Annotated in this window: 3 protein-coding genes, 2 tRNA genes and 3 rRNA genes; all 8 read left to right on the top strand. The window is 60.9% G+C overall.

Going from position 1 to position 15178, the window contains the following annotated elements; all coding sequences use genetic code 11:
- Nucleotides 1-451: 451 nt before the first annotated feature.
- The 8 genes from ABX298_RS06575 to recD all read left to right on the top strand — a co-directional run bounded on the left by ABX298_RS06575 (nucleotide 452) and on the right by recD (nucleotide 15173).
- Nucleotides 452-1988 (top strand): 16S ribosomal RNA (locus tag ABX298_RS06575).
- 85 nt (nucleotides 1989-2073) lie between these two features.
- A tRNA-Ile gene (locus ABX298_RS06570) sits at nucleotides 2074-2150 on the top strand.
- 24 nt (nucleotides 2151-2174) lie between these two features.
- Nucleotides 2175-2250: transfer RNA gene (locus tag ABX298_RS06565), tRNA-Ala, on the top strand.
- 243 nt (nucleotides 2251-2493) lie between these two features.
- Nucleotides 2494-5385: ribosomal RNA gene (locus ABX298_RS06560) — 23S ribosomal RNA — on the top strand.
- Nucleotides 5386-5522: 137 nt separating this feature from the next.
- A 5S ribosomal RNA gene (gene rrf / locus ABX298_RS06555) occupies nucleotides 5523-5638 on the top strand.
- Together the 16S, 23S and 5S rRNA genes with 2 tRNA genes alongside form the textbook arrangement of a ribosomal RNA operon.
- A 306-nt stretch (nucleotides 5639-5944) precedes the next feature.
- A complete protein-coding gene (gene recC, locus ABX298_RS06550; protein WP_367394198.1) occupies nucleotides 5945-9427 on the top strand; it encodes an exodeoxyribonuclease V subunit gamma in 3483 nt (1160 codons plus the stop codon).
- Nucleotides 9424-13101, top strand: a complete 3678-nt coding sequence (gene recB / locus ABX298_RS06545; RefSeq protein ID WP_367394197.1) for an exodeoxyribonuclease V subunit beta — start codon at nucleotides 9424-9426, stop codon at nucleotides 13099-13101. Before recC ends, recB begins: the two co-directional genes overlap by 4 nt.
- Complete coding sequence (gene recD / locus ABX298_RS06540) at nucleotides 13098-15173, top strand: exodeoxyribonuclease V subunit alpha (protein ID WP_367394196.1); 2076 nt, start codon at nucleotides 13098-13100, stop codon at nucleotides 15171-15173. Before recB ends, recD begins: the two co-directional genes overlap by 4 nt.
- Nucleotides 15174-15178 lie beyond the last annotated feature (5 nt).

Raw genomic sequence — 15178 nt, 5'->3', positions numbered from 1 at the left:
CGCCCCACTTCCAGCGACATCGGAACGACAAACTTCTTGAAATTCAATAAGTTAGGTTGTTCGGAAAGAGCTGAAAGGGCCACGATCGAATGATCGGCAGCGGTTGAGATGATGGTTGACAGCGCTTCTAAACGCTGTATGATTCGCCTCCCGCTACGAGAGATCGCAGCGAGTCAAGTGTTTGAAGCTAAACGAGTTTCTCGCAAAAAACTTCAAAATAAACGCTTGACAGCAAATGAGGAAAGCGTAGAATGCGCGCCTCGGTTGAGGCGAAAAGCTCTTAACCAAACGCTCTTTAACAAATCGAATCAAGCAATTCGTGTGGGTGCTTGTGAGTACGGACTGATAGTCACAAAGATTATCAGCATCACAAGTGGCCATGCGAGAAATCACATAGTCATTTGAGATTGCTGAGCCAAGTTTAGGGTTTCTTAAAAACCCAAGCAGTATTGAACTGAAGAGTTTGATCATGGCTCAGATTGAACGCTGGCGGCAGGCCTAACACATGCAAGTCGAGCGGATGACGGGAGCTTGCTCCTTGATTCAGCGGCGGACGGGTGAGTAATGCCTAGGAATCTGCCTGGTAGTGGGGGACAACGTTTCGAAAGGAACGCTAATACCGCATACGTCCTACGGGAGAAAGCAGGGGACCTTCGGGCCTTGCGCTATCAGATGAGCCTAGGTCGGATTAGCTAGTTGGTGGGGTAATGGCTCACCAAGGCGACGATCCGTAACTGGTCTGAGAGGATGATCAGTCACACTGGAACTGAGACACGGTCCAGACTCCTACGGGAGGCAGCAGTGGGGAATATTGGACAATGGGCGAAAGCCTGATCCAGCCATGCCGCGTGTGTGAAGAAGGTCTTCGGATTGTAAAGCACTTTAAGTTGGGAGGAAGGGCAGTAAGCTAATACCTTGCTGTTTTGACGTTACCGACAGAATAAGCACCGGCTAACTCTGTGCCAGCAGCCGCGGTAATACAGAGGGTGCAAGCGTTAATCGGAATTACTGGGCGTAAAGCGCGCGTAGGTGGTTCGTTAAGTTGGATGTGAAAGCCCCGGGCTCAACCTGGGAACTGCATCCAAAACTGGCGAGCTAGAGTACGGTAGAGGGTGGTGGAATTTCCTGTGTAGCGGTGAAATGCGTAGATATAGGAAGGAACACCAGTGGCGAAGGCGACCACCTGGACTGATACTGACACTGAGGTGCGAAAGCGTGGGGAGCAAACAGGATTAGATACCCTGGTAGTCCACGCCGTAAACGATGTCAACTAGCCGTTGGAATCCTTGAGATTTTAGTGGCGCAGCTAACGCATTAAGTTGACCGCCTGGGGAGTACGGCCGCAAGGTTAAAACTCAAATGAATTGACGGGGGCCCGCACAAGCGGTGGAGCATGTGGTTTAATTCGAAGCAACGCGAAGAACCTTACCAGGCCTTGACATGCAGAGAACTTTCCAGAGATGGATTGGTGCCTTCGGGAACTCTGACACAGGTGCTGCATGGCTGTCGTCAGCTCGTGTCGTGAGATGTTGGGTTAAGTCCCGTAACGAGCGCAACCCTTGTCCTTAGTTACCAGCACGTTATGGTGGGCACTCTAAGGAGACTGCCGGTGACAAACCGGAGGAAGGTGGGGATGACGTCAAGTCATCATGGCCCTTACGGCCTGGGCTACACACGTGCTACAATGGTCGGTACAGAGGGTTGCCAAGCCGCGAGGTGGAGCTAATCTCACAAAACCGATCGTAGTCCGGATCGCAGTCTGCAACTCGACTGCGTGAAGTCGGAATCGCTAGTAATCGCGAATCAGAATGTCGCGGTGAATACGTTCCCGGGCCTTGTACACACCGCCCGTCACACCATGGGAGTGGGTTGCACCAGAAGTAGCTAGTCTAACCTTCGGGAGGACGGTTACCACGGTGTGATTCATGACTGGGGTGAAGTCGTAACAAGGTAGCCGTAGGGGAACCTGCGGCTGGATCACCTCCTTAATCGACGACATCAGCCTGCTGATGAGCTCCCACACGAATTGCTTGATTCATTGTAAAAGACGATGCTGTAACGCGACCCTGTTATAGGTCTGTAGCTCAGTTGGTTAGAGCGCACCCCTGATAAGGGTGAGGTCGGCAGTTCAAATCTGCCCAGACCTACCATTACATGGTTCAGCCGTAGAATACGGGGCCATAGCTCAGCTGGGAGAGCGCCTGCCTTGCACGCAGGAGGTCAGCGGTTCGATCCCGCTTGGCTCCACCACTTTCGCCGTACGCAGTAGCTTGTCAGAACTTAGAAATGAACATTCAGTTTGAATGTTGATTTCTGACTTTTGTCAGATCGTTCTTTAAAAATTCGGATATGTGATAGATATAGACTGATGGCCAGTTTCACTGCTGGTTAATCAGGCTAAGGTAAAATTTGTGAGTTCTGCTCGAAAGAGCAACATGCGAATTTTCGGCGAATGTCGTCTTCACAGTATAACCAGATTGCTTGGGGTTATATGGTCAAGTGAAGAAGCGCATACGGTGGATGCCTTGGCAGTCAGAGGCGATGAAAGACGTGGTAGCCTGCGATAAGCTTTGGGGAGTCGGCAAACAGACTGTGATCCAGAGATCTCTGAATGGGGGAACCCACTCAGCATAAGCTGAGTATCTTGTACTGAATACATAGGTGCAAGAGGCGAACCAGGGGAACTGAAACATCTAAGTACCCTGAGGAAAAGAAATCAACCGAGATTCCCTTAGTAGTGGCGAGCGAACGGGGACCAGCCCTTAAGTTGATTTGAGATTAGTGGAACGCTCTGGAAAGTGCGGCCATAGTGGGTGATAGCCCCGTACACGAAAATCTCTTGTCAATGAAATCGAGTAGGACGGAGCACGAGAAACTTTGTCTGAATATGGGGGGACCATCCTCCAAGGCTAAATACTACTGACTGACCGATAGTGAACCAGTACCGTGAGGGAAAGGCGAAAAGAACCCCGGAGAGGGGAGTGAAATAGAACCTGAAACCGTATGCGTACAAGCAGTGGGAGCCTACTTTGTTAGGTGACTGCGTACCTTTTGTATAATGGGTCAGCGACTTATATTCAGTGGCGAGCTTAACCGAATAGGGGAGGCGTAGCGAAAGCGAGTCTTAATAGGGCGTTTAGTCGCTGGGTATAGACCCGAAACCGGGCGATCTATCCATGGGCAGGTTGAAGGTTAGGTAACACTGACTGGAGGACCGAACCGACTACCGTTGAAAAGTTAGCGGATGACCTGTGGATCGGAGTGAAAGGCTAATCAAGCTCGGAGATAGCTGGTTCTCCTCGAAAGCTATTTAGGTAGCGCCTCATGTATCACTCCAGGGGTAGAGCACTGTTTCGGCTAGGGGGTCATCCCGACTTACCAAACCGATGCAAACTCCGAATACCTGGAAGTGCCGAGCATGGGAGACACACGGCGGGTGCTAACGTCCGTCGTGAAAAGGGAAACAACCCAGACCGTCAGCTAAGGTCCCAAAGTCATGGTTAAGTGGGAAACGATGTGGGAAGGCTTAGACAGCTAGGAGGTTGGCTTAGAAGCAGCCACCCTTTAAAGAAAGCGTAATAGCTCACTAGTCGAGTCGGCCTGCGCGGAAGATGTAACGGGGCTCAAACCATGCACCGAAGCTACGGGTGTCATCTTAGGATGACGCGGTAGAGGAGCGTTCTGTAAGCCTGTGAAGGTGAGTTGAGAAGCTTGCTGGAGGTATCAGAAGTGCGAATGCTGACATGAGTAACGACAATGCGAGTGAAAAACTCGCACGCCGAAAGACCAAGGTTTCCTGCGCAACGTTAATCGACGCAGGGTTAGTCGGTCCCTAAGGCGAGGCTGAAAAGCGTAGTCGATGGAAAACAGGTTAATATTCCTGTACTTCCAGTTATTGCGATGGAGGGACGGAGAAGGTTAGGCCAGCCTGGCGTTGGTTGTCCAGGTTTAAGGTGGTAGGCTGAAATCTTAGGCAAATCCGGGATTTCAAGGCCGAGAGCTGATGACGAGTTGCCTCTAGGCGACGAAGTGGTTGATACCATGCTTCCAAGAAAAGCTCCTAAGCTTCAGATAACTGGGAACCGTACCCCAAACCGACACAGGTGGTTAGGTAGAGAATACCAAGGCGCTTGAGAGAACTCGGGTGAAGGAACTAGGCAAAATGGCACCGTAACTTCGGGAGAAGGTGCGCCGGCGAGGGTGAAGGACTTGCTCCGTAAGCCCATGCCGGTCGAAGATACCAGGCCGCTGCGACTGTTTATTAAAAACACAGCACTCTGCAAACACGAAAGTGGACGTATAGGGTGTGACGCCTGCCCGGTGCCGGAAGGTTAATTGATGGGGTTAGCGCAAGCGAAGCTCTTGATCGAAGCCCCGGTAAACGGCGGCCGTAACTATAACGGTCCTAAGGTAGCGAAATTCCTTGTCGGGTAAGTTCCGACCTGCACGAATGGCGTAACGATGGCGGCGCTGTCTCCACCCGAGACTCAGTGAAATTGAAATCGCTGTGAAGATGCAGTGTATCCGCGGCTAGACGGAAAGACCCCGTGAACCTTTACTATAGCTTTGCACTGGACTTTGAATTTGCTTGTGTAGGATAGGTGGGAGGCTTTGAAGTGGGGACGCCAGTTCTCATGGAGCCATCCTTGAAATACCACCCTGGCAACTTTGAGGTTCTAACTCAGGTCCGTTATCCGGATCGAGGACAGTGTATGGTGGGTAGTTTGACTGGGGCGGTCTCCTCCCAAAGAGTAACGGAGGAGTACGAAGGTGCGCTCAGACCGGTCGGAAATCGGTCGTAGAGTATAAAGGCAAAAGCGCGCTTGACTGCGAGACAAACACGTCGAGCAGGTACGAAAGTAGGTCTTAGTGATCCGGTGGTTCTGTATGGAAGGGCCATCGCTCAACGGATAAAAGGTACTCCGGGGATAACAGGCTGATACCGCCCAAGAGTTCATATCGACGGCGGTGTTTGGCACCTCGATGTCGGCTCATCACATCCTGGGGCTGAAGCCGGTCCCAAGGGTATGGCTGTTCGCCATTTAAAGTGGTACGCGAGCTGGGTTTAGAACGTCGTGAGACAGTTCGGTCCCTATCTGCCGTGGACGTTTGAGATTTGAGAGGGGCTGCTCCTAGTACGAGAGGACCGGAGTGGACGAACCTCTGGTGTTCCGGTTGTCACGCCAGTGGCATTGCCGGGTAGCTATGTTCGGAAGAGATAACCGCTGAAAGCATCTAAGCGGGAAACTTGCCTCAAGATGAGATCTCACTGGGATCTTGAATCCCCTAAAGGGCCGTCGAAGACTACGACGTTGATAGGTTGGGTGTGTAAGCGCTGTGAGGCGTTGAGCTAACCAATACTAATTGCCCGTGAGGCTTGACCATATAACACCCAAGCAATTTGCGCGTAAGAAGCCAAATTGTGGTGGTGAAGACGAAAGAACCGAAAGTTCGCAACATCACAAATATCGCATATCCGAATTCGCTGGGCTGTCCATCTGGACATTCTGGCAACAGAATTTCTTGACGACCATAGAGCATTGGAACCACCTGATCCCATCCCGAACTCAGCAGTGAAACGATGCATCGCCGATGGTAGTGTGGGGTTTCCCCATGTGAGAGTAGGTCATCGTCAAGATTCATTTCGCAAAACCCCTATCTGCACATGCAGGTAGGGGTTTTGTCTTTCTGGTCAATAAATCCCAGACCTGCACAACCCTCCTCTGTGGGAGCGGGTTCACCCGCGAACACCGGCATAGCCGGTGCCATCCACCGCGTCGCTTGCTTCGCGGCTAAAGCCGCTCCCACAGGGACGGCGCAAGGCCGCTAACAGGGTTCCACCGATGCCTTGTCAATCGGCTAATGGCACTGCGCCATACTCTCCGCATCGTACCTACGTGATATCGTTTCCCCTCAGCCCCCAGCACCAGCCAGAGACCTCCCGATGCCCAACACCACCCACCTCCACCCCGGCTTCATGATCGTCCACGGCAACCGCCTCGACGACCTGCGCAGCCTGGTGGTGAGCTGGATGCGTCGCTATCCCTTGGCACCTCTGGAAAACGAAATCGCCCTGGTGCAAAGCAATGGCATCGCCCAATGGCTCAAACTGGCGCTTGCCGAAGACCCTCAGGACGATGACGAGGGTGGTTGTGGCATCGCCGCCGCCATCGACGTGCAACTGCCAGGCAGCTTCATGTGGCAGCTGTACCGCAGCGTGCTGGGCCGTGACGAAATTCCCGAAGTCTCCCTGCTCGACAAGGCACCGCTGACCTGGCGTCTGATGCGTCTGCTCCCGGCCTTGATCGAACGCCCGCATTTCGAGCCGTTGCGACGCTTCCTCACCGACGACAGCGACCTGCGCAAGCGCTATCAGCTCGCCGAGCGCCTGGCCGACCTGTTCGACCAGTATCAGGTCTACCGCGCCGACTGGCTCAAGGACTGGGCTGCTGGCGAGCACATCCTCAACACCGCTCGCGGTGAGCGCAAGGCGCTGCCCCCGGGCAACCGCTGGCAGGCCGAGTTGTGGCGTGCATTGCTGGAGGATGTTGGCGAGCAGGGCATGGCGCAGAGCCGTGCCGGCGTACATCAACGCTTCATCGAACGGATCAACAGCCTGGAGCAGGCACCTGCCGGTCTGCCGGCCCGGGTGATCGTATTCGGTATCTCCTCGCTGCCAGCCCAGGCCCTCGAGGCACTGGCCGGCCTGGCACGCTTCAGCCAGGTGCTGCTGTGCGTGCACAACCCCTGCCGCCACCACTGGGCCGATATCGTTGCCGACAAGGACCTGCTGCGCCACCAGTACAAGCGTCAGCAACGCAAGCAGGGCATGCCCTTGCAACTGGACGACCAGTCGCTGCACCAGCATGCCCACCCTTTGCTGGCCGCCTGGGGCAAACAAGGCCGCGACTACATCAACCTGCTCGACAGCTACGATGACCCCGGCAGTTACCAGGGCGTGTTCAGCGACGGTCGCATCGACCTGTTCAGTGACGGCTCGCCCACCACGCTGCTCAACCAGTTGCAGGACGACATCCTCGAACTGCGTCCGCTCGCAGAAACCCGCGAGCAGTGGCATCCAGTCGACCCGGCGAAGGACCGCTCGATCCGCTTCCACATCGCCCACAGCCCGCAACGTGAAGTGGAGATCCTCCACGATCAGTTACTGGCCCGGTTCAGCGCCGACCCAACCCTGCGCCCACGTGACGTGATCGTCATGCTGCCGGCCATCGATACCTATGCGCCGCATATTCGCGCCGTATTCGGCCAGTTGCAGCGCAACGATCCGCGCTACATCCCGTTCACCCTGACCGACCAGGGCCAGCGTGGCCGCGAACCCTTGCTGATTGCCCTCGAACACCTGCTCAAGCTACCGGATAGCCGCTTCGCGGTCAGCGAAGTGCTCGACCTGCTGGATGTGCCGGCAGTCCGCGCCCGTTTCGGCATACGCGAAAACGACCTGCCCACGCTGCACCGCTGGATCGAGGGGGCCGGCATCCGCTGGGGCCTCAATGCCGAGCAGCGGGCCAGCCTGGGCTTGCCCGCCGGGCTGGAACAGAACAGCTGGCGGTTCGGCCTGCGGCGCATGCTGCTGGGTTATGCCGTAGGCGTAGGTGAGGCCTGTGACGGCATCGAACCCTACGATGAAATCGGTGGCCTGGATGCGGCACTGATCGGCCCGCTGGTCGCCTTGCTGGACGCCCTCGAAGTGGCCGGCCAGGCCCTGTCCGAGCCTGCCACTGTCAGCCAGTGGGGCGAGCGTCTGCATGCCTTGCTGCAAGTGTTTTTCCTGGCCGAGGGCGAGCACGACGAGTTCCTGCTGATGCAGTTGCAGGATCTGCGTGATAGCTGGCTTGAAGTGTGCGAGGCCGTCGGCCTGCAAGACCCATTGCCGCTGACCGTAGTGCGCGAAGCCTGGCTGTCGGGCCTCGACCAGGGCAAGTTGTCCCAGCGCTTCCTCGCCGGCTCGGTGAACTTCTGTACCCTCATGCCGATGCGCGCCATCCCGTTCCGGGTGGTCTGCCTGCTGGGCATGAACGATGGCGATTACCCCCGCGCCCAGCAGCCGCTGGACTTCGACCTGATGGCCAGCGACTACCGCCCCGGTGACCGCTCGCGCCGTGAGGATGACCGCTACCTGCTGCTCGAAGCATTGTTGTCGGCCCGCGACCAACTGTATGTCAGCTGGGTCGGGCGCAGCATCCGCGACAACAGCGAACGCCCGGCCTCGGTACTGATCGGCCAGTTGCGCGATCACCTTGCAGCTGGCTGGCAGCTGGCAGGCGCGGAGCAGGGGCAGCCAGCAGAACCGGGCGAGCAACTGCTGCACGCACTGACCCAGGAGCACCCGCTGCAACCGTTCAGCCCACGCTACTTCCAGAAGGGCAGCCCGCTGTTCAGCTTTGCCCACGAATGGCAGGTGTTGCACCAGCAGGGCCAGGAGGACCAGCAGGCTGACCCCGGCCTGCCGCCATACCATGACGATGAGGCCTTGAGCCTGACCCTGCTGAATGACTTCCTGCGCCACCCGGTGCGGCACTTCTTCAGCCAGCGTCTGAAAGTCTACTTCGAAGCGCTGGAAGCACCGACCCCGGACGAGGAACCCTTCGTCCTCGATACCCTGCAACGGTACGGCGCCAGTGAAAGCCTGCTGGGTGCAGCGCTGGCCGAGCCGGACAATGCCGAACAGGCCGTGCAGGCCCAGGCCCGGCGCTTGCAGGCCTGTGGCGTGCTGCCACTGGCCGGCTTCGGCGAACTGCTGCAGCGCGAGCTGATCGAGCCCCTGCCAGACCTGCTGCTACGCCACCGCCAGCTATTGCAACGCTGGCCGCAGCTGGTCGAGGGGGCATTGCCAGTTCATTTCGAGCACGGCCAGCATCGCCTCGAAGGCTGGCTGGGGCGGGTGTTCCAGGCGGATGACCAGAGCCTGCTCAGCATCACCACCGTACCCAACACCATCAGTGCCGGGCGTAACGCCCTCAAGTGGCACCGCCTGATCGCGCCCTGGGTCACGCACCTGGCGGCCTGCGCGGCGGGCTACCCCTATAACAGCGCGCTGGTGGCCAGCGACCTGACCCTGCTGCTTGCGCCACTGCCGCAAGAGCAGGCGGCGCAATTGCTGGGCGACTTGCTGGTAGCCCGCCAGGCGGCGATGAATGCGCCGTTGCCGGTCGCGGCCAAGACCGCGTTCGCCTGGCTGGCCCAGGACGATAGCGACAAAGCCCTGGCTGCTGCTGCCCGCGCCTACGAAGGCGACGAGCGCACCAGCTTCGGCGAGCGCAGTGAAAGCATCGCCCTGGCCCGGCAGTTCCGCGACTTTGCCGCGCTCACCGCCGATGAAACCTTCGAAGGCTGGTGCGAAGCCTTGTACCGCCCATTGTTCAACGCCCCGTGGCAGACCCTGGGCAACCCGGAGAAAGGCGCATGACCCAGGACCGCCCCCTGGCACTGAGTTTCCCCCTGCATGGCAGCCAGCTGATCGAGGCAAGCGCCGGCACGGGCAAGACCTTCACCATTTCGGCGCTGTACCTGCGCCTGATCCTCGGTCACGGTGGCGAGCAGGGCTTCGACCGCGAGCTGCTACCACCGCAGATCCTCGTGGTGACCTTCACCGACGCCGCCACCAAAGAGCTGCGCGAACGTATCCGCGCCCGCCTGGCCGAAGCTGCGCGGTTCTTCCGTGGCGAGCTGGAGGCGGCCGACCCGCTGCTGCACCAGCTGCGTGACGACTATCCGGAAGAAGCCTGGCCACGCTGTGCCGGGCGCCTGGAAATCGCCGTGCAGTGGATGGACGAGGCCGCGGTATCGACCATCCACGGCTGGTGCCAGCGCATGCTGCGCGAACATGCCTTCGACAGCGGCAGCCTGTTCACCCAGACCCTGGAAACCGACCACAGCGAACTGCTGGGTCAGGTCATGCGCGACTACTGGCGGCGCTTTTGCTACGGCATGCAAGGCGACGCGCTGGCCTGGGTGCGTGGCCACTGGGGCAGCCCCGACGCCTTGCTGCCGCGGATCCGCCCACTGTTCGGTCGCGTGCGCACCCAGCACGACGGGCCCGAGCCGGCGGCACTGATCCAGGCATCGCTGCAGCAGCGTGGCGAGCAGTTGGCCCGGCTCAAGGCGCCTTGGGCGCAATGGGCCGAGGAGTTGCGCCAGATCTGCCGTGATGCGCTGGCCGCCAAACAGGTCGATGGCCGCAAGATGCAGGCCCGTTACTTCGAGCCCTGGTTCGACAAGCTCTGTTCTTGGGCGGCAGACGAACAACTGGTGGAGCTCGACCTGGGCACCGGCTTTACCCGCCTGACCCCGGCGGGAATGGCCGAAGCCTGGAAGGGCGAGCCACCCGAGCACCCGGCCCTCAATGCCATGCAGAGCTTGCAGCAACAGCTCCAAGCCCTGGACAGCCCGGATGCCCCATTGCTCGAGCATGCCGCCAACTGGGTATCGGCACGCTTCGAAGTGGAGAAGCGTCGGCGTGCGGAAATGGGTTTCGACGACATGCTCCTGCGCCTGCAGCACGCCCTTGCCAGCGAGGCCGGCGAGCGCTTGGCCAGCCTGATCCGCGAACAGTTCCCGGTGGCGTTGATCGACGAGTTCCAGGACACCGACCCGGTGCAGTACGGCATCTTCGAGCGCATCTACCAGATCAGCGAAAACCGCGCCGAAACCGGCCTGTTCATGATCGGCGACCCCAAGCAGGCGATTTATGCCTTCCGTGGCGCCGATATCTACACCTACCTTGCCGCCCGCCGTGCCACGAGTGGGCGCCTGCACAGCCTGGACACCAACTACCGCTCCAGCAAGGCCATGGTCGCGGCGGTCAACCAGGTGTTCCTGCAGGCCGAGGCGCGTGAGGCAGGGCGTGGCGCATTCCTGTTCCGCGAGGCCGATGACAACCCGCTGCCGTTCATCGAGGTCCGCGCCAAAGGCCGTGGCGAGCAGCTGTTGATCGACGGTGAAGCCTGCGCAGCCCTTCAATGCTGGCATCTGGAAAGCGAAGAGCCGGTCTCCGGCAGCGTTTACCGGCAGCAGCTGGCAGCCAGTTGCGCCAGCCATATCGTCGCCTTGCTCAATGGCGGCCAGCAAGGCACGGCTGGTTTCCAGAATGCCGAGGGCGAACTGCGCCCGTGCCTGCCATCGGACATCGCCATCCTGGTGCGCGATGGCCATGAAGCGCAGATGGTCCGCGCCGAGCTTGCCGCGCGCGAGGTGCGAAGTGTGTACCTGTCCGACAAGGACTCGGTATTCGCCGCCCAGGAAGCCCACGACCTGTTGGCCTGGCTAAAGGCCTGCGCCGAACCCGACTCGGAGCGCCTGCTCAAGGCTGCCCTTGCCAGCCTTACCCTCGATCTGTCGCTGGCTGCGCTGGACCGCCTGAACCAGGACGAGCGGGTCTGGGAAGACTGGGTCATGCGTTTTCGCCGTTACCGCGACACCTGGCAGCGCCAGGGCGTGTTGCCGATGCTGCGGCACCTGCTGCATGACTTCCAGCTGCCGCGCACGCTGATCCGCCGCAGCGATGGCGAACGGGTGCTGACCAACCTGCTGCACTTGGCCGAGCTGTTGCAACAAGCCGCCGGCGAACTGGACGGCGAGCAGGCGCTGATCCGCCACCTGGCCGAGCACCTGGCCAGTTCCGGCCAGGCTGGTGAAGAGCAGATCCTGCGCCTGGAGAGTGACGAGCAGCTGGTGAAAGTGGTGACCATCCACAAATCCAAGGGCCTGGAATACCCCTTGGTCTACCTGCCGTTCATCTGCACCAGCAAACCAGTGGACGGCAGCCGCCTGCCGCTGGCCTGGCATGACAGCCAGGGCAACGCCCATCTCACCCTCACACCAGACCAGGAACAGATCGACCGCGCCGACGACGAGCGCCTGGCCGAAGACCTGCGTCTGCTCTACGTGGCCCTGACCCGCGCCCAGCATGCCTGCTGGCTGGGTGTCGCCGACCTCAAGCGGGGCAACCAGAAGAGCTCGCAACTGCACCGCTCGGCGTTCGGCTACCTGCTGGGTGGCGGCCTCGCCCTGCCGGGCTCGCAGCAACTGACGGACTGGTTGCAGGCCTTGGCCAAGACCTGCCCGCACATCTCTTGCCCGAGCCTGCCGCCGGCAGACGAGCAGGTATATCGCATGCCGCACGCCGAGCATGAGCTGCTACCTGCCCGCAAACCGCGCCGCGCGGCGGGCGCCGAGCATTGGTGGATTGCCTCGTACAGTGCCCTGCGCGTCGGCGACCAGACCCTCGGTGCCGACAGCTCCCAGGCCCAGCAGTTACTGGATGATGAAGTGGTCGATACCCAGGTGCTGCGCGAGGTCCCGGCCGACAGTGGCGATATTCACCGCTTCCCGCGCGGGCCCAACCCCGGCACCTTCCTGCATGGCTTGCTGGAATGGGTTGGCCGCGAGGGCTTCAGCCAGGTCAGCGGCAATGCACGGCTGATCGAGCGAACCGTTGGCCAGCGCTGCAACCGTCGCGACTGGACCGGCTGGATCCCCACCCTGACGCATTGGCTGCAGCGCCTGCTGGGCGAAGCGCTGCCGTTGCCGGGCAGCGACCTCGGTGTGACGCTCGGGCAGCTGCGCCACTACCAGATCGAAATGGAGTTCTGGTTCGCCAGCCACCAGGTCGATGCCGAACAACTCGACCGCCTGGTGGCACGCCACACCCACCCCGGCCTGGCACGCCCGGCGGCGCAGCCGACCGTGCTCAATGGCATGTTCAAAGGTTTCATCGACCTGGCCTTCGAGCTGGACGGGCGTTACTACGTGACCGACTACAAGTCCAACTGGCTGGGCCCGGATATCCAGGCCTACGATGCCCAGGCCATGGAAAAGGCCATCCTCGAGCATCGCTACGACCTGCAGTACGTGCTGTACCTGCTGGCCCTGCATCGCCAGTTGCGCGCCCGCCTGCCTGACTACGACTACGACCGCCATGTCGGCGGCGCCCTGTTCATCTTCCTGCGAGGTGCCAGCAGCAGCGGCCACGGCGTTTACCACGCCAAGCCACCGCGTGAGCTGATCGAAAGCCTCGATGCGCTGTTCCGTGGTGAGCATCCGCCCGTACAGCAGGACCTGTTTGCCGGAGCCGTGATATGAGCCGAAGCCTAGTCGATCTGTTGCCCACCCCGCTGCACGCCGAGCACCTGCTCGCACTGGCGCCACAGCATGACAGCGGTGACCTGCTGCAACTGCTCGACCGCTGGGTAGAGCGGGGCTGGCTGCGCGCCCTGGACCGTGCGTTCGTATCGTTCCTGGAGGAGCGAGCACCCGGTAGCGACCCCCTGCTGTTGCTGGCCGCCGCCCTGGCCAGCCACCAACTGGGCCACGGCCATGTCTGCCTCGACCTGCAGCAAACCCTGGCCGAGCCCGATTTCGCCCTGTCGTTGCCGCCTGAAGGTGACGCCTTGACCGGCCCTTTGCTGCTGCCCTCGCAGTTGCTGGCCAACCTCGACCTGCACGCCTGGCGCCAGCGCATTACCTCCAGCCCGCTGGTGGCCGCCGGGGATACCCCGGGCCAGCAAGCGCGGCCTCTGGTGCTAAGCGGCGAGCGTTTGTACTTGCGCCGTTACTGGAGTTACGAGCGGCGCATCGACCATACCCTTCGCCAGCGCCTGACCCAGGCCGAAGCGCCTCCGGCCGACCTGCCTGGCCGTCTGGCGCAGCTGTTCGACGGTGGTGCGCCGGCAGGCCAGGTGGACTGGCAGAAGCTCGCCTGCGCCCTGGCCACCCGCGCAGGCTTCAGCATCATCACCGGCGGCCCCGGCACGGGTAAGACGACTACCGTGGTGCGCCTGCTGGCCTTGCTGCAGGCGCCGGCGGTAGAGCAGGGCAGGCCATTGCGCATTCGCCTGGCCGCGCCGACAGGCAAGGCGGCCGCGCGCCTGACCGAATCCATTGGCCAACAGGTCGAGCGCCTGCAGGTCAGCGCCGAGGTGCGCGGGCAGATCCCCACCGAGGTCAGCACCGTGCACCGCCTGCTCGGCAGCCGCCCCGGTTCGCGGCACTTCCGCCACCATGCCGGCAACCCGCTGCCGTTGGACGTGCTGGTGGTCGACGAAGCGTCGATGATCGACCTTGAGATGATGGCCAACCTGCTCGATGCCCTGCCGCCACGGGCACGTCTGGTACTGCTGGGCGACAAGGACCAGCTGGCCTCGGTCGAAGCCGGTGCGGTACTGGGTGACCTGTGCCGGGATGCCGAGGAGGGCTGTTACTCGCCGGCGACCGAGGCATGGCTGGAGCAGACCGGTGGCGAGTCGCTGGCGGGCAGCGGCCTCAAGGCCGGCGATGAGCAACGCAACCCGTTGGCCCAGCAGGTGGTGATGCTGCGCTTCTCGCGGCGTTTCGGCGAAGGCAGCGGCATTGGCCAGTTGGCCCGGCTGGTCAACCGCCAGGACGCCCATGCGGCGCGCAACCTGCTGGCCGCGCCGCCGCCCGATGTGCACAGCCTGGCCCTGAAGCAGGAACAGGACCGCGCCTTCGACCGCCTGCTGCTCGACGGCCTGAACCGCGGCAGCGACGGCCCGCAGGGTTATCGCAGCTACCTGCGCACCCTTGGCCGCTTCCGCCCTGCACTCGATACCGCCGTTGACGACCCCGCGTGGGAGCAATGGGCGGGCAAGGTGCTGCACAGCTTCGAGGACTTCCAGCTGCTGTGTGCGGTACGCCGCGGCGCCTGGGGTGTCGAAGGCCTCAACGAGCGGGTGGCACGGGTGCTGCACAATGCCGGGCTGATCGACAGCCAGCAGCCCTGGTACGAAGGGCGCCCGGTGCTGGTAACCCGCAACGATTACGGCCTGGGCCTGATGAACGGTGACATCGGCATCGCCCTGCGCCTGCCGGACGAGCGCGGCGAAGCCCTGTTGCGCGTGGCCTTCCCGCGTAACGACGGCAGCGGCGGCGTACGCTTCGTCCTGCCCAGCCGGCTGAACGAAGTGGAAACGGTATTCGCCATGACCGTGCACAAGTCCCAGGGCTCGGAGTTCAGCCACACCGCGCTGGTGCTGCCGGATGCGCTCAACCCGGTGCTGACCAAGGAACTGGTATACACCGGCATCACCCGCGCCAAGCACTGCTTCAGCCTGGTCGAGCCCCGCCAGGGTATTTTCGAAGAGGCGGTGGCGCGCAAGGTACGGCGAATTTCCGGGTTGATGCTGGAGCAGGTGTAGGACCG

Origin of the sequence: Pseudomonas sp. X4 (assembly GCF_040784925.1) — a bacterium.
In the GTDB taxonomy this organism is placed as follows: Bacteria; Pseudomonadota; Gammaproteobacteria; order Pseudomonadales; family Pseudomonadaceae; genus Aquipseudomonas; species Aquipseudomonas putida_Z.
This window is presented reverse-complemented; position numbering and strand designations above follow the sequence as displayed.